The sequence below is a fragment of the Chitinophagales bacterium genome, from assembly GCA_040877935.1.
GTDB lineage: Bacteria > Bacteroidota > Bacteroidia > Chitinophagales > CAIOSU01 > JBBDNB01.
Genome location: JBBDNB010000039.1, coordinates 217089 through 238287, shown reverse-complemented (window position 1 = coordinate 238287; position 21199 = coordinate 217089). Strand labels below are relative to the sequence as shown.

The window sequence follows — 21199 nt, the reverse complement described above, 5'->3', positions numbered from 1 at the left end:
TGTTTGTTCAAATTTCATTATCAACCCGATTCTTAATCGCTTAAGCAAACTAAAAACCTGATTGAAAAAGGCTTTGAATTTCCAGCCCTTTTTTTTTATTATCTTTGCAATTCTCCCTATCACTTAATAGAATTATAGAATACTATGCAGAAAAACGCATCGCAGCAAGGACTTTACGTCCCTGAAATGGAACACGACAATTGTGGAATTGGATTTATAGCCAACCTAAAAGGATACAAAACACACAAAACCGTGAATGATGCCCTGACTATGCTCGAAAATATGGAGCACAGAGGCGGTACCGGATACGATATCAATACCGGTGATGGCGCGGGAATTCTGATTCAGATTCCCCATGAGTTTTTTGTAATACAGTGTAAAAACCTCGGATTCAAACTACCCCAATTCGGAGGATATGCTGTAGGAATGATATTCTTTCCAAAGGATAAAAAACGCAGGGAGAATTGCCGAAAAATATTAAATGAAGCCATTGAAAAATCCGGGCTTGAATTGCTGGGCTACAGAAAAGTACCTGTCAATTCAGAAGGAATCGGTCAAATGGCATTAGATTCAGCACCTGTAATCGAGCAATTATTTGTTCGCCTAAAATTCAATCTTTATGCACCCGGTGTTTTAGAAAGAAGAGTATTTGTTTTAAGGAAATTTACTACCAATATAATAAGAGAGCGCATCCCCGATACTGAAGATGATTTTTATTTGTCTTCGATGTCATATAAAACCATTGTATATAAAGGGCAACTAACCACCAGGCAACTGCGCACCTACTACCCCGATCTGGAAGATGCACATTTAAAATCTGCTATTGCATTAATTCATTCGCGCTTTTCCACCAATACTTTTCCGAAATGGAAACTGGCTCAGCCATTTGATTTTATTGCCCATAATGGAGAAATCAATACAATTAAAGGAAATGTAAACTGGATGCGTGCCAAAGAAGTGTTGATGAACTCGGCACTGTTTACAAATGAAGAATTTGAAATGATGCTTCCTATTTGCAATCACAACAGGTCAGACTCTTCTAATTTGGACAGTATTATTGAGATGCTTCTGTTTGGAGGCCGTTCATTGCCACATGCTATGATGATGCTGATTCCTGAAGCCTGGCAAGAAGATAAAGATATGGATCCGCTCAAACGCGCCTTTTACGAATACCATGCTTCATTTATGGAACCCTGGGATGGCCCTGCTTCTATTTGCTTTACAGATGGGCGTATTGTAGGCGCTACTTTGGATAGAAACGGGTTGCGCCCTTCGCGCTACGCACTCACCGATGATGATTATCTTGTGATGTCCTCTGAGGCAGGAGCACTTATTTTAGATGAAAAAAAGATAGTAAAAAAAGGGCGCGTACAGCCGGGCAAAATGTTCGTTGCTGACATTGAACAAGGAAGAATTATAAGCGATGAGGAATTAAAGAAGGAAATTTGTGCACAGCAGCCCTATCAGGAATGGCTTGACAATGGCCTGCTAAGAATGGAAGACCTGGTTCAAAAAAATGTCAGTCTGGAAATCCAAAAACCAGATTCTAAAAAATTACGCAGGGAGCAAATCATACAGGGGATGACTTCTGAAGATTTACGTGTGATCGTAGAACCCATGATGCAATTCGGAAAAGAGCCTATTGGTTCTATGGGCAGTGATATACCGCTTGCTGCGCTTTCTAAACAAAGCCGACACATTTCCCATTATTTCAAACAGCTTTTTGCACAGGTCAGCAATCCACCCATTGACCCAATTCGGGAAAGACTGGTAATGTCGCTGTATATGCGACTGGGGCAATTGCGCAACTTTTTGCATGAAAAACCTTCACATTGCCGGCAAATACATATTGATCAGCCTATTTTAAGCAAAACAGAATTCAGGGTAATAAAAGAAATTGATCACAAATTTTTCAGAACGGCAACTATTAAAGCAGCTTATAATCTGCCCTATCAAAAAGGAGAACTCAAACAAGCGCTTCACCAACTCTGTGTCAGAGCTGAGAAAGCAATTGAAAAAGGCACTAACATCTTAATAATCAGCAATAAGCTAAAGGATGATAAACGCATGCCCATCCCTTCTTTGTTGGCGCTTTCAACTGTGCACCACCATCTCTTAAACAGAAAATTGCGCGGAAAAGCCGCCCTCATTGTTGAAGCTGGTGATGCATGGGAAACCCATCATTTTGCTACTCTAATTGGGTATGGGGCATCTGCCGTATATCCCTATTTAGCAGATAACAGTATTACAGAAATATTGCTCAAAAAAAATGCTGGCCAAACCGAAATTGAAACTTATCTACAAAAATACCGCTCAGCCTTAAATAAGGGGCTTTTTAAGATTATGTCCAAAATGGGTATTTCAACACTCCAATCTTATATGGGTGCCCAAATATTTGAAGCCATAGGATTGAGCAAAAAGATGATTGATTACAGTTTTACTGGAACTGTAAGCCGTATTGAAGGCTTGGATTTTGATGATTTGGCTAAAGAGCAATTGCTGCGCTACAAAGTAGCCTACCCTGAACAAAACCTAACAGAAATACTGCCGGTTGGGGGAATTTATCAGTGGAAAAGACAAGGGGAAAAACATCTGTTCAACCCCGATACTGTATTTCATCTTCAACAAGCTTGTAAAACAAATAAAAATGAGCTTTATCGTAAATATGCTGAAAGCATCAACGATCAAAGTAAGGATACACTTACACTAAGAGGCTTACTGGAAATTAAAAAGAGTAAAAAATCCATTCCTATAAATGAAGTGGAACCGGCTGAGGAAATTTTCAAGCGCTTTGCCACAGGTGCCATGTCTTTTGGTTCAATTTCTCATGAAGCGCATTCCACCCTGGCCATTGCCATGAACAGAATTGGCGGAAAAAGCAACAGTGGTGAAGGTGGCGAAGATGAAATCCGATTCAAACGCAAGGAAAATGGAGACTGGGAAAGATCGGCCATCAAGCAAGTTGCCTCAGGGCGATTTGGTGTAACCAGCAATTACCTTGCAAATGCAAATGAGCTGCAAATTAAAATGGCCCAGGGAGCCAAACCCGGAGAAGGTGGTCAGTTGCCCGGCCATAAAGTCAACGATTGGATAGGCAGAGTAAGACACTCTACTCCAGGTGTGGATTTAATTTCGCCTCCACCACACCATGATATATACTCCATAGAGGATTTGGCGCAATTGATTTTTGACCTGAAAAATAGCAACCGTGCTGCAAGAATCAATGTGAAACTGGTTTCAGAAGCTGGAGTGGGCACTATAGCTGCCGGAGTAGTAAAAGCCAAAGCTGATGTAATATTGATCTCCGGTCATGATGGAGGAACAGGAGCTTCACCGCTCAGTTCTATTCAACATGCAGGTTTACCCTGGGAACTGGGACTGGCCGAAGCCCACCAAACACTCATCACCAATAAATTGCGCAACAGAGTCACTCTGCAAACTGACGGACAATTGCGTACAGGAAGAGATATTGCCATAGCTACAATGCTGGGCGCTGAAGAATGGGGAATTTCCTCAGCAGCTCTTGTTGTAATGGGCTGTATTATGATGCGTAAATGTCATCTCAACACTTGCCCTGTAGGCGTTGCTACCCAAAAAGACGAACTCCGTGAATTATTCACCGGAGACCCCGATCATGTTGTCAATTTCTTCCGCTTTCTGGCAGAAGACCTCAGAGAGATTATGGCCGGTTTGGGCATCAAAACCGTAAATGAATTGGTAGGCCGATCCGACTTGCTACAGGTAAGAAAAGATGTGGAGCACTGGAAATTGAAGAAACTGGATTTAAGCCCTGTTTTAAAACAAGTGTCAATTCCAAAGGGAATCACCAGCTTTAAAACCGAAGAACAGGCACATCTTATTAGTGAAGTAATCGACTGGAAAATGTTGGATGCTGCAATGGACTATTTCAAATCCCAAAAAACAGTGCATTTAGAACTGCCCATTCTCAATACAGACCGTGCTGTTGGCACATTGCTTTCCAATGAAATTTCTAAAAAATACGGTTCTGAAGGAATTAAAGCAGAAGTATTGCATTATTCTTTTAAAGGTTCAGCCGGACAGAGCTTTGGTGCTTTTGCTGCTAAAGGCTTATTGCTGGAGTTAGAAGGCGAAGGAAATGACTATTTTGGGAAGGGATTATCCGGAGCTACATTGGTAGCCTATCCTAATAAACAAGCACCATTTGTTCCCGAAGAACAAATTATCATTGGTAATGTCGCCCTGTATGGAGCCACTTCAGGAAAATTATTCGTTCGTGGCCAGGCAGGCGAAAGATTTGCTGTCAGAAATTCAGGAGTTCAAGCTGTTGTTGAGGGCGTAGGCGATCATGGCTGTGAATACATGACAGGAGGAGCTGTGGTTATATTGGGTGAAGTCGGTAGAAATTTTGGAGCGGGCATGAGTGGAGGAACGGCTTTTGTTTTGGACAATAAAAAGCAATTGGAAACTAAAAGTGGCAACCCCGATTTAATTTTTGACAATATGGATGCCAAAGACAAAAGAGTTCTGAACAGCTTAATTAAAGAACATTACGAGCGTACCGGTAGTACAATTGCACAGCAAATATTGATTTACTGGAAAGACTACCTCAATCAATTTGTAAAAGTGATACCTGCAGCTTACAAAGCTATTTTGGAAGAAAGAAATACAGAATCTGCAGTCATTAGAAAAATAGGATAATATGGGAAAAGCAACAGGTTTTCTGGAAGTAGGACGTAAATTGCCTGAAAAGCGCAATCCGAAAGAAAGAATAAAAGATTTTAAAGAAGTATATAAAGCACATACTGCCGAATTCACAGAAGAGCAAGCCTCTCGCTGCATGGATTGTGGTGTGCCTTTCTGCCATATGGGCTGCCCCTTGGGCAATAATATACCCGAATTCAATGATGCTGTTTACCGCAAAGAATGGAAAAAGGCTTACGACATTCTTGACACAACAAATAATTTCCCGGAGTTTACCGGAAGGATATGCCCTGCTCCCTGTGAGTCTGCCTGTGTACTTGCTATCAATAAGCCGGCCATTACCATAGAGATGATAGAAAAAAGCATTATAGAAATGGCTTTTAAAAATAGCTGGGTTAAACCACGACCACCTAAAAAACGCAGTGATAAAACTGTAGCTGTTGTAGGTTCTGGCCCTGCAGGTCTTGCCGCAGCTGATCAGCTCAATAAAGCCGGACATACAGTGCACTTATATGAAAGAGCCGACAGAATGGGCGGACTTTTACGTTACGGGATCCCTGACTTTAAGCTGGAAAAATGGGTCGTTGAAAGACGCATCAGTTTAATGGAACAGGAAGGTGTTGTAATGCATCCAAATACAAATATTGGTGAAGATATAGAAGGCAACGAGTTACTTGATCAATACGATGCAGTTATACTTTCCATTGGCTCAACCATCCCACGTGACCTTAAAATCCCCGGTCGCAGTTTTGAGGGTATTCATTTTGCTATGGATTTTCTAACCCGGCAGAATAAAATAGTAGCAGGGGATAGCGAAAATAATTTACCGGAAATTACTGCAAAAGGCAAAGATGTAATTGTAATTGGTGGTGGTGATACTGGTTCTGATTGTATTGGGACTTCAAATCGTCAGGGCGCCAACAGCATATTCCAAATAGAACTATTAAATAAGCCCCCGCTTAAAAGAAGTGAAGACAATCCGTGGCCGGAATATGCCCATGTTTTTCAGGTAACAAGTTCGCATGCAGAAGGCTGTGAAAGAGCCTGGTCTTTGTTAACCAAGGAATTTATTGGTGATAAACAGGGGAAACTTAAAGGTGTAAAAGTTGTCGATTTGGAATGGAAAAACAATGGTTTTGAAGAAATTGAAGGCAGTGAAAGAATCATTCCTTGTCAGTTGGCATTACTTGCAATCGGATATTTACATCCTCAGCACGAAGGACTACTGAATCAACTTGGCGTAGAATTAACAGACAGGGGCAATGTTGCCGATAAAAACTATCAGACCAATATTGACAAAGTCTTTGCTGCCGGAGACATGCGCAGAGGTCAATCGCTTGTAGTTTGGGCGATGAGTGAAGGCAGGGAAGCCGCAAGAGCTGTTGATGAATTTTTGATGGAGAAAAGTGAATTGCCTAGCAAGGATGCTTCTTATTATGCTATGTGATTTTTGAAGATAGCAGGATAGATTTTCTTACCTAGATTAAATAAATTCAAACGATAAAGAAATAATTTCGTTAACTTAGTTAACCTGATCTTGTTATTAATTTAATTAACATTAATTTTTCATGCACCCTGGGGCAATTTCATCAAACTATATCTATTATGAGTGGATTAGAATTAAAAGTTTACGAAATATTAAAAACAAAGCTTGGTAATGAAGAAGCTTCTCTTGTGATTGAATATTTTGATCAAAAAGCCAAGGAAAAAATCAATGAAAAGAAAGACATCTTTTTTAACAAAAGACGACAAAGTTGACCTTATCAAATGGATGGTCGGCTTTTGGATTGCTCAAATGGCTGCTATTATTGGCCTATACCTACAAGGCTGATATTGAAAAAACTATAATTTCTGAATGTATCCAACAAATCAATAAGGCTGCACCCGCACTTTTCCCTGTGTATTGATCTCCAATGAAGGAAAGGGTACTTTAACCATATTCAGCATATTTAGCAATATTTTAAAGCCCTTTCTGCGAACCGGAATCCGGGTGAAATCAATATCCGGTGAAATATAGAATTGCCGGTTGCGCTGCACATCTGTGCGGTCAACGATCATGCCCGGAGGGCAATCACCGGCTTTAGTACCTTCCTCTGTACACCATATATTTTCACTGCCGCCATACATATTTCGCGCGCCATATCCCACTGCTATATTAATCCAATCGGGAAAACGGGTATCGCGCTTGATGAATGAAGCAATATTTACCGATGCCCAGGTTGTAACGGCATTGTAATCTTTTAAAAACAGCTCCGGTAAAGATGTGCCGTAAAGATCACTGGCGCGATTCTTCAATTCACCTTCGGGATATTTCTGAGGGATAGTAGAAATTTTAAGGCTGATACGCTGCTCTTTCCAGGCCAATTCCTGCGAAATCACAATGGCCGAGCCCAATACATTGGCACCAAAGTCCCAGGCCGAAAAGCCCCAGTCTGCTGAAAAGGCATCCAGAATTTCTATGGAAGATTGCAAAAAAGTACCGGTCATTCCTCCCACCCAGATTGCCTTTTTATCTTCCATGCCCGTCCAGCGATACATGCCCACAGCCCAGCGGCTTTGAAAATATGCACTGTAAATGTGGCCGGCTTTGTCAATCTGCATCCAATCGCGACCATCGTTGTGAAAATGAAATCGCGAGCGCGGAATATCCTTGTACCAATATTGGTTCAAACCAATTAAAGCACCACCATAAATTGTTAAAATGGAACCTGTTACTACCCCCACTTTCATTTTATTCAGCGTGGTGTCGGGTTTGAAAAACTGAGCAGATTTGCGATCTTGTGCCTGGATTTCCAAACACATTAACAGAACGAAAATAAGTATTGATATTCCCTTGATGTATTTCAAAACACCCATGCGTTGCAAATTACAGAATAATGGGGGCTTTCAGTAATTAGTGGTTTAAATATAAAATCGCTGCTACTTATCTTAAATTTTAAAAATTCTTAGATGCCGAAAAAAGGAAATAGACATCAAGAAACTTTTTTAGTAAATTAAGTTTTAAATTGCTTAGGGTTTGATGCAAAATAAGGTCTACAGAAGTAAGGCAGTTTTTGCAACAAACCCTTACACAAATAGATAGAAACAATGAGCAAAGCCCTTTTTAACCGAATTACTGTCAATCCTAAAATATGTCATGGAAAGCCATGTATCCGCAATACAAGGATAATGGTAGAAAGTATTTTGGAGTATCTTGCCGGAGGAGATACTATTGATGATATTCTTGAAGAATTCCCTGATCTTGAAAGAGAGGATGTTTTGGCATGTATCTCTTATGCCAATAATATACTTAAATTCAAGAGTACCTCCTTTAAAGTAGCTTAATGCAATTTTTAATTGATGCACAACTTCCACCTTCCTGGGTGAAAATTTTTCAATCCCATGGTTTTAAAGCCATACATACCCGTGATTTGGAAAAAGGAAATCTAAGCTCAGACCAAATAATAATTGAACTCTCTGAAAGAAACAACTGGATCATTGTCACCAAAGATTCAGATTTTTATTATTCACATATCACCACTGGCAAACCCAATAAATTGGTTTTTGTAAAGCTTGGGAATATGAGGATTAAATCTGCAAATGGATATTTAAACAGCAACATCCAAACACTTATAAAAGCATTGAAACAGGGAAGTTTAGTTGAATTATGGGCGGATGGAATTACGGTGATTTCTTAATTCAAAAACGGGTTGCTCATCCTCTCCTGGCCAATAGTGGTATCCGGCCCATGTCCGCAATACACAACCGTGGTATCCGGTAAAGGAAGCAATTCCCTTTTAATGCTTTCGATCAAAGTATTGTAATCACCGCCCGGAAGGTCAGTGCGGCCTATGCTTTGGAAAAACAGCACATCCCCGGCAATTACATAGCCGTCTTTTTTGTTGTAAAAAGATATTTCTCCGGGTGTATGTCCGGGCGTGTATAGCACATCCAACTCAGTACCTTTTCCGAACACAATTTTTTCTCCGGGCGCAATAAAATAATCGGCTTCCTTTTGTGCAGTAATATTCAAACCCAACATTTTGCCATATTCCGGCACAGCCTGCAACACTTGCAATTCATCTTTGTGAATGCCCAATTCGAGGCCATATTTTTCAGCTACAAACAAATTGCCCAAAACATGATCTACATGGCAGTGGGTATTGATCAGCTTTACTGGTTTTAAATTATTTTGATCAATAAAATCACTGAGCTCTGCATTTTCCCGCGCATTGGAACACCCCGGGTCAATAATGATGCACTCATTGCTCTCATCATACAGCACATAAGTGTTTTCCTGAAAAGGATTGAAGGTGAATTTTGCTATCTTACTCATCTTTTTTCGTTTATTTTTTTATCTTCATCGGCATACAAAATACTGTAAACTACCTCGGGGCAAATCCACGAGGTATTTATGAAATAAAATATTTTTTAATTTCGATATAGGTCTGCCTTTGTCGGCAGACAGGCCTCGGAATATTTAAATCTCGATTATCGAGCAAAATTAAGCTTTTATCAGCGAGCAGTATTATTATTGTACTGAACTTCTTAATACCGTATTGATATCTTGAGAAATTTCCGCTTTTTCATTTTCTTTTGCTTTGCCTTACTCTCAATTTGGCAAAATAAACTTATTGCGCAAGGCACCAATGAAACCTTTGGACAAAATGCCGTTCAGTACAAAGAATTTGAATGGCAATATTTTGATTCTGAAAATTTCAGAACGCTGTTTTACCTCGGAGGTCAGGATCTTGGAAAATACGCCCTGCAATATGCTGAAAAAGTACTGCCCGAAATAGAAGACCAATTGGAATGGAAGCTCAACAGAAAAACCCATATTCTGGTTTACAATGACCTTTCTGACCTCAACCAAACCAATATCGGACACGGACTGGAACTGAACAATACCGGTGGAGTCACGAAAATTATTGGCAATAAGATATTCGTCTATTTCAATGGAGACCACGGTAATCTGGAAAAACAAATTCGCCAGGGCATAGCACGTGTAATGATGAACCATATACTTTTTGGAAGTAATTTTCAGGAAGTACTGCAAAATGCCGTTTTACTCAATTTGCCCGAATGGTTTACCAACGGACTGGTAGAATATATTGGCGAAAGCTGGAACACTGAAAAAGACAATAGATTGCGGGAAGGCATCCTTTCAGGAAAATTTGAAAAATTCAACCGGCTAAGAGATGAAGAATCCACATTTGCCGGCAGTGCAGTATGGCATTATGTAGAAGAAAAATACGGGAAATCAGCTGTTTCCAACTTGCTTTATCTTACACGCATCAACCGCAGTATGGAAAGCGGTTTTCTTTTTGTGCTGGGCGAGGGCATTAAAAAATCACTGGAAGACTGGTACAAATATTACCTGGTAGAATTTACTGCTGATATGGAATTGAGAGATTCCCTGCAAACAGAAAATATCATTGATCGCAGAAAATGGAAGAAAAGGCACCACTACCAACTCAAGATCAGCGATGATGGCAAATACATTGCATATGCAAATAATATACAGGGCAAATATCGGGTCTATGTACAAAATCTTGAAAGCGGTAAAATCCGCAGAGTACTGAGAGGTGGTGTAAAAACTGTAAAACTAGTTACAGATTATAGCAATCCGATTTTAGACTGGTCACCGGATATGAAAACCCTGGCTGTGATCTATGAAAAGCGCGATAAGCTCAAGCTGCTGCTTTACGATGTAGAAGAAAATAAAAAAGAAAAGAAAAACATCACTAAATTCCAGCAAGTCAATAGTTTCCGATTTATGGGTGACCCCCGCTATTTGGTGCTGTCGGCTGTAAAAAGATGCCATTCGGATATATACAGCTATTATTTACCAACCACTTTAACAGAACAAATCACCAATGATTATTACGATGACCTGGATCCTGCCTATGTGAATATTGATGGAAAAGAAGGCATTATTTTCAGATCAAACAGGCTGAACGATACATTGAAAACTGTAGATGCAGATACCAATCGCGTAGGACAGAGTTATGACCTCTATTTTTACAATACCAACGACCGCAAACAAATTCTCACGCGCGTTACCAATGACCCCTTCTCCATTGAAAAAATGCCACAGCAGTTGGATGAAAAACATTTCACCTATCTATCCGACAAAAACGGGATTTCAAATCGCTATGCCGCCTATTTTGAAGATGAATTTGTAAAACGAGATACAGTAGTTTTTTTCCGGGATTCAGTGGTGCGCAATCCTAAATGGGATTTTATCAACAGCAGTGCCACAATTGACTCGGTTCGATTGCGCCCTGTTTATAAAACCACCACTTATTCTGTTCCAATCAGCGACAAGCCATACAGCATTAATGAACAGGACATCAGCCCCTCTGGGAAAATTGCGGAAATTGTGGAAAGTGATCAACTTGACTGGTTTTACCTCCACGATGCTCCAAAAGAACTGGCTTTAGCACAAGAACTTGAACTAAGACCAACACCCTACAGGGAGTTTATAGAAAACAAACTTGAAAAAGAAAGAATGCGCAAACAGTTTGAGGAAAATAAACTTTTTGATGAAGCACTGAAAGATGAAGAAGGTATTTCTGACAGCATCAGCCCTGATGAATTCTTTTACCAATCTGAATACACCGTATTCCCCGAGCTAAATGTCACTAAGACCATAAGTGGAAGTGCTGAAGCAGAGGTGTCTAAAGGTGTCTTTCAACAAACCCGTGTTTTGCCTTATAAAGTAAAATTCTCTACGGATTATGTACTCACGCAAATCGACAATAGCCTGATTATGACGCGCTATCAGAAGTTTGCTCCCGGTGCTCCTGTATTCCAAAATCCTCCATTTAGCGGAACCATCAATCTTGGTGTATCAGATCTTTTTGAAGATTACCGGATTTTTGGAGGTTTTCGCTTTCCTTTTAATTTCCAGGGCTCAGAATATTTTATCGGCTACGAGAATTTAAGAAAACGCCTTGACAAACAAATAAAATATTACCGCAGAGTAATGCCACAAACCTATACCGACAGGGTGCCTTTTACAAATGAGCCGGTAAATACCGATGCTGGAATTCCTCTGGAGGCCAAGATCAAGACAAATTATGTGGAATCGCGCTTTACCTACCCCATTGATGTGCTCAGAAGTTTCCGGTTTTTTCTGGCCTACAGACACGACAATTATGTGTTCCAAAAACAAGAAGAATTTTCCGCCAACCTGGACAACTATAAAGAAAACTGGCTCTTTTTCCGCCTGGAATATGTATTTGACAATACCATTGGCCTGGGACTCAACCTTAGAAAAGGAGTGCGCTTTAAATTCTTCTCAGAAATTCACAAAGAATTTCAGATGCAGCCACAAGGCATTATCGATAATGTAGATTTCAATTTGCCAAGTTTTGACAACAGCTATTTCGGTGTACTTGGGTTTGATTTTCGTTATTACCAACCCATTCATAAAGAAATTATCTGGGCCAATCGCGTAGCCCTGGGAACATCCTACGGTACTAAAAAACTGGTCTATTACCTCGGTGGAGTTGACAGTTGGCTTATCCCTTCTCCTGAATTCGATAATGATACCGAGGTTTCTCTCGATCAAAACTATGCCTTTCAAACCATTGTAACCAATATGCGCGGTTTCCCTCAAAATGTGCGCAATGGCAATTCTTATTTTGTGCTTAATTCAGAAATCAGGGTGCCGATTTTTACCTATCTGATCAACAATCCTATTCGCTCTGAATTCATTCGTAATTTCCAGATCATTGGCTTCACAGATATCGGTTCTGCATGGGAAGGGCTAAATCCTTACAAAGATGAAAACCAGGTTTTTACTTCTACTATTGGAGAATCTTCACCAGTAGTTACGGTCAATTATTTTAAAAATCCTGTTGTGTTTGGCTATGGTTTCGGGCTCAGGACTTCACTTTTCGGTTATTTCATTCGTGCCGATCTTGCATGGGGCAATGACAGTGGCCAAAGAACCGAAAAACCCAGATTGTATATTTCTTTGAATTTGGATTTTTAGGGAGACTGTTAACTCAAATGCCAAGTCGGCAAAAAGATCTACCCCGTTACCGAATTTGCAACTGTTTATCCCTAATCAAAAAGTGCGGCAATATCCTTTTGCTCCAGTTTTTTGAATACGGCATCATCTGTTTTTATCAGGTCAGAGGAAAGTTTCAATTTGTGCTTTTGTAGATCTAGGATTTTTTCCTCTACGGTATCCTTGCAAATCATTTTGTACGAAAAAACATGTTTGTCCTGACCTATTCTATAGCAACGGTCTATGGCCTGTGCTTCAACGGCAGGATTCCACCAGGGATCTACAATATAGACATAATCTGCAGCGGTGAGGTTTAGACCTGTACCTCCGGCTTTTAAGCTGATTAAGAACACTCTGCAATCACTGTCATTTTGAAAATAATCTACCTGCTCTTCTCGCTTTTGAGTTGCGCCATCGAGATAGGCATATTGAATGCCCGCCTCATCCAATGTATTTTTGATAAGCCCCAGCATTTTTACGAATTGGGAAAACACAAGCACTTTGTGATTGCCGGTTTTATCCAAGATATGCTCTTTTAAGGTATCAAGTTTTATCGACACATTTTCATAGACCTCATCACCGGAAATCAGGGCGGGACTGTTGCAAACCTGCCTTAATTTTGTAAGCCCTTCCAGTACGTACATGCGCGATTTGTTCAGCCCGTCCTCTTCAATTTTTCCCATTACATAATTGCGGTATTTATTGCGCATGGCATCATAGATTTTTCGCTGCGATTTATCCATATCACAATAAATGACACTTTCCGTTTTTTCGGGAAGCTCGGTAGCTACCTGTTCTTTGGTACGCCTAAGAATAAAGGGATTGATCAAGTTTCTCAATTCCACTGCCCGCTTTTCATTTTTATCCTTGTCTATGGGGTCGGAATAGTTTTTCTTAAAGTCATTTTCAGAACCCAAAAACCCGGGATTGAGAAATTGCATTTGCGCATATAGATCGAATGTGTTATTTTCTACCGGAGTGCCGGTCAATGCCAGCCTATTTGCTCCCTGTAAAAGCCGCATGGCCTTAAACCTTTTCGATCGGGGATTTTTAATGGCTTGGGACTCATCCAATACAATATAATTGAACCGATAATCCTTTAGCAACTCAATATCGCCCGCGGCAGTACCATAGGTAGTCAATATAAAATCATACTTTTTAAAATTCTTTGTATCGCTTTGCCTTTTGGTTCCGTGATGTACAAAATATTTTAATTTAGGGCAGAATTTATCCGCTTCTGCCTGCCAGTTGAAAATCAGGGAGCGGGGCACCACTACCAGGCTACAGGTTTTCTTTTCATTTTTCTGCTGCATAAGGAGCGTCAATACCTGAAGGGTTTTGCCAAGTCCCATATCATCTGCCAAGCAACCACCGAAGGAAAACTTTTGGAGAAAGCCCAACCAATTGTAACCGCTTTGCTGATAATCGCGCAGTTGGGCTTTTACACCCACGGGCAATTTCAGGTTTTCCACTTTTTCAAAATCGAGCAATGCCGTCTTTTTTTCTTCTATTTCCTGCTTTACGGAAATATCATCTATTTGGTCAAAATATTCATCTACAACGGAAAAATGCAGTTTTGAAACCTGAACTCCGTCTTTTTTCACTTGACCAATGCGGAAATAGCGTTCCAGTTTATCCAACCATTTTTCGGGCAATATGCCTATACTTCCATCGCCCAATTTTACATAGTTTTGCTTGTTGACTACTGCTTTTTTTAGGCTGCTCAAATCCACTACCTGATCGCCAAAACTGACATCAATTTTGGTATCAAACCAGTCAATATTGGATTTTACTGAAACATTTACCTTTGCTTTGTTGACATTGTATTTGAAGTTTTTAAGCTTATCGAAACCAAAAACCTCCACTTCATTTTCCTTGGCCTGTTTAAAGAAATTAAAAAACCAACCAGATTCCGTCATCTCGTCCACTGAAAGATAAAATATATCCCTGTGCTTCCTTTTCCTAAAGCTTTCGTGCGCATCCAATAAAAAATCCATCAGGAAATTTTCTTCCTCAAAATCACGATCCAGCTTTTTAAGCTTGTCCTTTTCATCCTTAAAAAAAGCATCTCCCTGATGAAATACATCTACTTCCTTTTGTCCGTAATCCAGCACGGGTTTAAAAAGGATATATTCACTCAATTCGCTTAAATAAATTCTTTTACTTGATTTTTGGGCTGTTTCCATTGCAAACAAATCACTTTTGACATTAAATCTTATGGGATAATTCTCTGATAGTGGAATGATCATATTTTGAAGAAAATCAGCTATATCCTCTTTTTGAAATTTAAAAACAGCATTTTCCTTGAAATAATTAAAGGCAAGTGCCATCTCAACATTTGGAAATAAATAAATTTCTTGATTTTGGGTGAAAAATACTGTTGGAAATGGTTTGTTTACATAGTCTTTTTCAAGATCAACAAGTCTTTTATCTATTTTAATAAATGCTTTAAAAATATAATAATTTTGATCTTCACTTAGCTCAAAGCACAGGCGCGGCTTTTCCGAGCGAATGCGCATTAGCCTTAAATTGCTTTTGCGTATTTCCTGATTTGGTTTAAGCTGATAACAAATTTCATTTTCAAGTACCTCAAAAGCATCCTCAAGTAAGGGGTAGAGCTCCAGGGTTGACTTAAACCATTGCTTGGTATCGGGATTGTGGTGATTATAAGGCGTGGTTTCTTGTATATTTGTCACTTTGATTTGTAGCGAGGCAATCTCAGTCTTTGGGAAATGATAGATGTGTTTGATGCCTGAAATGAGCTTGTCATTACTCTTGGAGACCTTTCCTTCCAAAGGATGGATATTGAGTGGGATTAAGCTGTTTTCATCAAAAAACTCCAGGGCATAGCCAAATGCCGTTTGTTTTTGAGCCTTCGACCCCTCCTTTTCAGGAACAATACAGGTTTTCAGAATATCGCTGTCCGCTCGGTTTACAAAACTTTGAATGTGGAAACCTTCCCAATCCATGTATTTGCTGCGCTTTAAAATGCTGTCATCTATAGGAGAGTACTGTAATAACCCATCCTCTAATTCCAGCTCAAAATCTATGTCTATCTGTTTGTCATTATCCACGCCATACTGCTCTTTGACTTTCTCCCTTAGTGGCTTTGGGTCTTTGACTAGTTTAAAAAGATTGTCATTTTTGGCAGAATCCTTCAAGGCATATATTACTGTTTTTTCATGCTTGCAATATGTGTTTACATAGGTGTCGCAACTGCAAACACTTTGCAATTCGTTTTTCTTATTAAAGCTAAATGCTACTGTAACTTCTTTGATAGGGCTATACCAGCTACCCGTCCTTTCCTCCACAGTAAATACTGCTTTGCCCGCTTCAATATGCTCAACAAAAATAGACCCAGTGGGCTCAAAGTATCTAAATTGGTCTTTCAGCATATTTTCCAGCGAACTATAATCCTTATACTGGATAGGATTTATTGATTTTCTTTTTGGAACAGTCTGTTTCTTTTTTTCAAGTAAAGCATCTAGGTTTTTTGCTTTATTGACAAAATCAAGGACAGCGGCTACCTGGTGCTTGCATATTCCGCCAAAATCATAAGGACAATTACAGGAGGTTTCAACATCCGTATTTAAGTTTTTGATATTTACGGTGTATAAGCTTGAACCCCGAACTTCATATTTGGCCTGCCCTTTTTCCTCATCGTACTTCAAAAGCTTACACTTGCGCTGCTTCATGTATGCCTGCCCTCTGGAGAGACTAGAAGAATTGGCATGCCTTTGAATATACTCCAAAAGCTCACTCGATAGATTTTTTTTCGTTATTGTAGACATCTATAATTTAATGAGTTCTTTAAAAAAGCAGAAGTATGAAATTACGACTCCACAATTCGCCTTTCATTTATAGTCGAAAATAATTTTCATCATTTTATCCACACTTATTTTTTGGAAAAACATATTCAGGCCGATACCACAAAAGCATTTTAACATAAAATTTCTAAGCCCCCAATTCCTTAGCTTTGTAAAAATTTTTACGACATGCTTCATTCCATGACTGGTTACGGTAGGGTAAATCTCAATTTCAGGGTACAACAACTCACGATTGAGATCAAAACGCTCAACAGCAAATACTTTGACCTCAACCTGAAAATCCCCGCTTTTTTAAAGCACAAAGAATTTGATATCCGCAATTTATTGCAGGAAAAACTACAGCGCGGAAAAATAGATTGCAGCATCTTACTGGAAGGACAGGAAAATTTTGAGGCAGTAAAAATCAATGAAAAACTGGCCGAAGAATACCTCTCGCAATTGCGCGCATTTTGCAAAAAACAGAATTTGGTCGAAGAAAATCTACTCGATCAGGTATTGAAAATGCCGCAGGTTTTGGAGAGTGCCTTTTCAGAATTGAGCGAGAATGAATGCAAGGAAATTTTTGAAAAAATCGAAATCGGTATCGGAAAACTCAATCAGCACCGTATTCAAGAAGGAAGAAGCTTAAAGGATGATTTGCTCAATAGCTTGTCCAATATTGAAAATGCCGTGCTGGAAATAGAAAAAATAGCTCCCAATAGAAGGGTGAAAAAGCGGGAAAAACTAGATGCACTGCTGAGCGAAGTGGATCAAAACAAGTTGGACGAAACCCGGCTAGAACAGGAATTGCTCTATTATATCGAAAAATTAGATATCAATGAAGAATTGTCTCGCTTGAAAGGGCACTGTGAATATTTTAGGGAAATAATTGAAAATGACAATAGCTCCAAAGGAAAAAAATTGGGCTTTATGTCGCAGGAGCTGGGCAGGGAGATCAATACACTGGGTGCCAAGGCCAATGACACCGATATTCAGCGCTTTGTGGTATTGATGAAAGAGGATTTAGAAAAAATAAAAGAACAGGTGAACAACGCATTATGAGTCCGAAATTACTTGTATTTACAGCGCCATCGGGCGCAGGTAAAACCACTATTGTGAGGCATTTATTGGAGAAATTCAGCAAGCTGGAATTTTCAGTAAGTGCCACTACCCGCGCACAAAGACCACATGAAACAGATGGAAAAGACTATTATTTTCTAAGCGAAGAAAATTTCAAAAAGAAAATAGAGCAAGACGCCTTTTTGGAATGGGAAGAAGTTTATAAAGGCTCTATTTACGGAACTCTACACTCGGAAATTGAGAGAATCAGTTCGGAAGGAAAAATTGCGGTATTTGATATTGATGTAAAGGGTGCGTTAAATATTAAGCAGCAATACGGCAATGAGGCATTCACTATTTTTGTAAAACCACCTTCGCTCGAAGTACTCATAGAGCGACTTAGCAAGAGAGGGACAGAAGATGAAACCGCTTTTCAAAAACGGGTAGATCGTATGAAGTATGAGATGAGTTGCGAAAAAAAGTTTGATTTTATTCTGCTAAATGACGAACTTCCGTTAGCTTTAGAGCAAGCAGAGCAGCTTGTTCTGAAATTTATCTAACCAATTTTGTTGTGCCTATGTCAACTCAAATCACCCGTGGAGTAAAAATCAGTGTTGAAACTTTTTACCAGGAAAACTACTCCAACCCTACTCACGGAGATTACATGTTTGCTTACAGAATAACTATTGAAAACCGCAATGAATATACCGTTAAGCTGCTCAGCCGCCACTGGTATATTTTCGATTCCAACAATGAAACCAATGAAGTGGAAGGTGATGGAGTTGTGGGCAAACAACCGGTATTAAAACCCGGTGAAATACACAAATACATTTCTGGCTGTAATCTTAAATCTGAAATCGGTAAAATGTGGGGGACTTATACCATGCAAAATATGGAAGATGGCAGCCTCTTTAAAGTTGATATTCCTGAATTTCAACTTGTTGTGCCTTTTAAGATGAATTGAGGTTTTATTATTGGTTTAATTTTATAGAAAGTTCTATTTGACCACCTAAGCCCAGTTCAACAATCTTTTTAAGTGTTGAAAAACGTATTTCTTTAATATTATTTTCAATTTTTGAAATGTACGATTTGGTTGTTCCCGCTCTCTTAGCAAGCTGATCCTGAGTTAAACCTCTTTTAATTCGCGCCTCATGGATCATTGCTCCAATTTTGAAATTTTCATAACCTGCTTCAAGTTTGTCGCGTCTGGCTGTACCACGTTGACCATAATGTTTATCCTTAAACTGTTCAAGCGTCATTGTATTATTTTCCCTGTTTTTCATACTCTTCCTTTATTTTTAGTGCTTTTAATATTTCTTGCTTTGGTGTCTTTTGGGACTTTTTTTGAAATCCATTAGCTAAGACTACAAGTTTACCTTCATCAAAAAAACAGAAAATCCGAAAAATATCGCTGCCTTGCTGTACACGTATTTCAAAAAGCCCATCTGTGTTTTCAATATGTTTGAGATAAGTTTCAGGTACCCGTTGAATTTCTTCAATTAGATCGAGCGTCCAAATAATCTTATCTTTAACTTTAGCTCTTTGTTTTTCAAAAAAATCCTGAAAATAGTTCTTGTAAAATATTACAGTTCTATATTTCTTATTTTTATTCACAACACTAATTTACAAAAAGTTGTTCTAAAGTGAAACTTTTATTATCACAGATCCCTTACGATACAGTGCCCGTCTCGCACACTTCTTAGCTTTCTCATTTGTAATCCGGTATCTTTCCCTATCTCGCCATTGCTGTCAGTGGCTGTACCGCATCCAATAGGTATTCCCACCTGAAATAGCTAATTTTGAAGCCTATTTATAACAACAATTAATAAGTAAAAATATGTCTGCTGCAACATTAGAAAGCAATGTGAAAAAGAAGATTGACGAATGGCTGAACGGTTCATTTGACGAAGACACAAAAAATAAAGTTCGCAAGCTATTAGAGGAAAATCGCTACGATGAACTAACGGATGCATTTTACCAGGATCTGGAATTTGGAACAGGTGGTCTGCGCGGTATAATGGGTGTGGGTTCCAACAGGATGAATAAATACACCGTTGGCAAAGCCACGCAAGGTCTGTGCAATTACCTAAAAGCTCAATTTCCCAATGAACAAATCAAATTTGTAATAGCGCACGACTGTAGAAACCAATCGGATTATTTTGCAAAAATCGTAGCAGATGTTTGTTCCGCCAATGATATTAAAGTTTACTTTTTCAACGGATTGCGCCCTACTCCAGAACTGTCATTTGCCATAAAGGAACTGGACTGCAAAAGCGGGGTAATGCTTACTGCATCGCACAATCCAAAAGAATACAATGGCTACAAAGCCTATTGGGAAGATGGCGGGCAATTGGTAGCTCCGCACGATAAAAATGTCATTGCCGAGGTGAACAAAATCACCGATATAGCGCAGGTGAAATTTGAAGCCAAGGAAGAAAATATAGAAACGATAGGTGAAGAAATAGATCGGATTTACTTGAACAAAATCATGGATCTGAGTTTGCGCCCCGATGCTGTAAAAAAAGAAAAAAACCTGAAAATCGTCTTTTCTCCTATTCACGGAACAGCCATTATGCTGGTGCCACAAGCACTTGAAAAATGGGGTTTTGAAAATGTGCACGTAGTGGAAGAACAAGCCACGCCCGATGGGAATTTCCCCACGGTGATTTTCCCCAACCCTGAAGAAGAGGAAGCCATGCAATTGTCCCTGAAAAAGGCAAAAACCATTGGTGCGGATTTGGTTATGGCCTGCGATCCTGATGGAGACAGAGTTGGCGTAGGCGTGAAAAACAGAACTGGAACATTTCAATTGCTCAATGGCAATCAGATTTGCAGCCTCCTGGTACATTATGTAATCAGCAGCATGAAAGAACTGGGCAAATTGCCGGATAATCCTTATGTAGTAAAAACGATTGTTACCAGTCCTTTAATCTCTGAAATCGCACAAAAAAACCACATCAATTGCTATGAAACCCTTACCGGTTTTAAACACATTGGGGCACTGATCACAAAATTGGAAGGCAAAGAAAATTTCATTGCCGGAGGTGAAGAAAGCTACGGCTATTTGGTGGGTGATTTAGTTCGTGATAAAGACGCTGTTGTTTCCTGCACCATGATTGCAGAAATGACCGCTTATTACAAAAGCCAGGGGAAATCATTGTTTGATGCTCTGCTTGAAATCTACAGCCAATACGGCTTTTACAAAGAGAAATTGATCTCTATCACAAAAAAAGGCAAAAGTGGTGCAGAGGAAATCAAGAAAATGATGCAGGAGCTACGGGACAATCCACCTGCTAAAATTGCAGGTTCACCTGTTGTAAAAATCAGTGATTACCAGGCAGGCTTTAAAAAAGACATGGCAAGTGGCAGAACAAAAACTATTGATTTGCCAAAATCCAATGTATTGCAATTTGTTACTGAAGATAGCAGTATTATCTCTGCCCGTCCTTCTGGTACAGAACCAAAAATCAAATTTTATTCCAGTGCGAAAGCAGTTTTAAAAAATACTGCTGAGTATGAAGAAATTGAAGCAAAATTAGAAGAGAAATTAAAGCAATTGACAGAAGCCTTATCAGGATAATTTTTCTCCATCTTGCCTTAACCATATTATTTATTAGCTTCTTTTCTATCTTAACAAAAAGTTTTAGTGATT

Annotated in this window: 15 protein-coding genes; 10 read left to right on the top strand and 5 right to left on the bottom strand. The window is 39.3% G+C overall.

From position 1 onward, the window contains the following. Positions 1-144: 144 nt before the first annotated feature. The 3 genes from gltB (at position 145) to WD048_10175 (ending at position 6441) form a co-directional block, all read left to right on the top strand. Entirely contained in the window at positions 145-4680 is a 4536-nt protein-coding gene (gene gltB, locus WD048_10185; GenBank protein MEX0812572.1) for a glutamate synthase large subunit, read from the top strand. 1 nt (position 4681) lies between these two features. Next, positions 4682-6130: a glutamate synthase subunit beta gene (locus WD048_10180; GenBank protein ID MEX0812571.1), complete on the top strand. Its 1449-nt coding sequence runs from the start codon at positions 4682-4684 to the stop codon at positions 6128-6130. Between the two features lie 158 nt (positions 6131-6288). Further along, positions 6289-6441 (top strand): hypothetical protein, encoded by a 153-nt coding sequence (locus WD048_10175; protein MEX0812570.1) that lies wholly within the window; start codon positions 6289-6291, stop codon positions 6439-6441. A gap of 111 nt (positions 6442-6552) precedes the next feature. On the opposite strand, the gene WD048_10170 is transcribed toward WD048_10175, so the two are convergent. Next, on the bottom strand, positions 6553-7539 hold the full coding sequence (locus WD048_10170; protein ID MEX0812569.1) for a DUF2279 domain-containing protein: 987 nt from the start codon (positions 7537-7539) through the stop codon (positions 6553-6555). Positions 7540-7770: 231 nt separating this feature from the next. On the opposite strand from WD048_10170, the gene WD048_10165 reads away from it, so the two are divergent. Continuing rightward, a complete protein-coding gene (locus WD048_10165) occupies positions 7771-8007 on the top strand; it encodes a DUF433 domain-containing protein (protein MEX0812568.1) in 237 nt (78 codons plus the stop codon). Continuing rightward, positions 8007-8360 carry a DUF5615 family PIN-like protein gene (locus tag WD048_10160; GenBank protein MEX0812567.1) on the top strand — a complete coding sequence of 118 codons (354 nt, stop codon included), beginning with the start codon at positions 8007-8009 and terminating at the stop codon, positions 8358-8360. The genes WD048_10165 and WD048_10160 overlap by 1 nt, the downstream gene beginning before the upstream one ends. Here WD048_10160 and WD048_10155 read toward each other — a convergent pair. Further along, positions 8357-8998 (bottom strand): MBL fold metallo-hydrolase, encoded by a 642-nt coding sequence (locus WD048_10155; GenBank protein MEX0812566.1) that lies wholly within the window; start codon positions 8996-8998, stop codon positions 8357-8359. The two genes, WD048_10160 and WD048_10155, sit on opposite strands and share 4 nt — an antisense overlap. 231 nt (positions 8999-9229) lie before the next feature. Between WD048_10155 and WD048_10150 the strand changes: the two genes are divergently transcribed. Beyond that, on the top strand, positions 9230-12664 hold the full coding sequence (locus WD048_10150; GenBank protein MEX0812565.1) for a hypothetical protein: 3435 nt from the start codon (positions 9230-9232) through the stop codon (positions 12662-12664). Between the two features lie 71 nt (positions 12665-12735). Here WD048_10150 and WD048_10145 read toward each other — a convergent pair whose 3' ends face one another. Next, positions 12736-16473, bottom strand: coding sequence for an SNF2-related protein (locus WD048_10145; protein ID MEX0812564.1), 3738 nt, complete (start codon positions 16471-16473; stop codon positions 12736-12738). 204 nt (positions 16474-16677) lie between these two features. Between WD048_10145 and WD048_10140 the strand changes: the two genes are divergently transcribed. Genes WD048_10140 through apaG form a run of 3 tightly spaced genes read left to right on the top strand, consistent with a single transcriptional unit; the run spans position 16678 to position 18511 of the window. Further along, positions 16678-17550: a YicC/YloC family endoribonuclease gene (locus WD048_10140; GenBank protein ID MEX0812563.1), complete on the top strand. Its 873-nt coding sequence runs from the start codon at positions 16678-16680 to the stop codon at positions 17548-17550. Next, a complete protein-coding gene (gene gmk, locus WD048_10135) occupies positions 17547-18107 on the top strand; it encodes a guanylate kinase (protein ID MEX0812562.1) in 561 nt (186 codons plus the stop codon). The genes WD048_10140 and gmk overlap by 4 nt, the downstream gene beginning before the upstream one ends. Before the next feature lie 17 nt (positions 18108-18124). Beyond that, a complete protein-coding gene (apaG, locus tag WD048_10130) occupies positions 18125-18511 on the top strand; it encodes a Co2+/Mg2+ efflux protein ApaG (GenBank protein ID MEX0812561.1) in 387 nt (128 codons plus the stop codon). 7 nt (positions 18512-18518) lie between these two features. Here the strand turns inward: apaG and WD048_10125 are convergent, their stop codons facing one another. Together WD048_10125 and WD048_10120 are read right to left on the bottom strand one after the other, a co-directional pair. Further along, positions 18519-18830, bottom strand: coding sequence for a helix-turn-helix transcriptional regulator (locus WD048_10125; protein ID MEX0812560.1), 312 nt, complete (start codon positions 18828-18830; stop codon positions 18519-18521). After that, entirely contained in the window at positions 18811-19161 is a 351-nt protein-coding gene (locus tag WD048_10120; GenBank protein ID MEX0812559.1) for a type II toxin-antitoxin system RelE/ParE family toxin, read from the bottom strand. The genes WD048_10125 and WD048_10120 overlap by 20 nt, the downstream gene beginning before the upstream one ends. A gap of 223 nt (positions 19162-19384) precedes the next feature. Between WD048_10120 and WD048_10115 the strand changes: the two genes are divergently transcribed. Further along, positions 19385-21127: a phospho-sugar mutase gene (locus WD048_10115; GenBank protein ID MEX0812558.1), complete on the top strand. Its 1743-nt coding sequence runs from the start codon at positions 19385-19387 to the stop codon at positions 21125-21127. Positions 21128-21199: the final 72 nt, after the last annotated feature.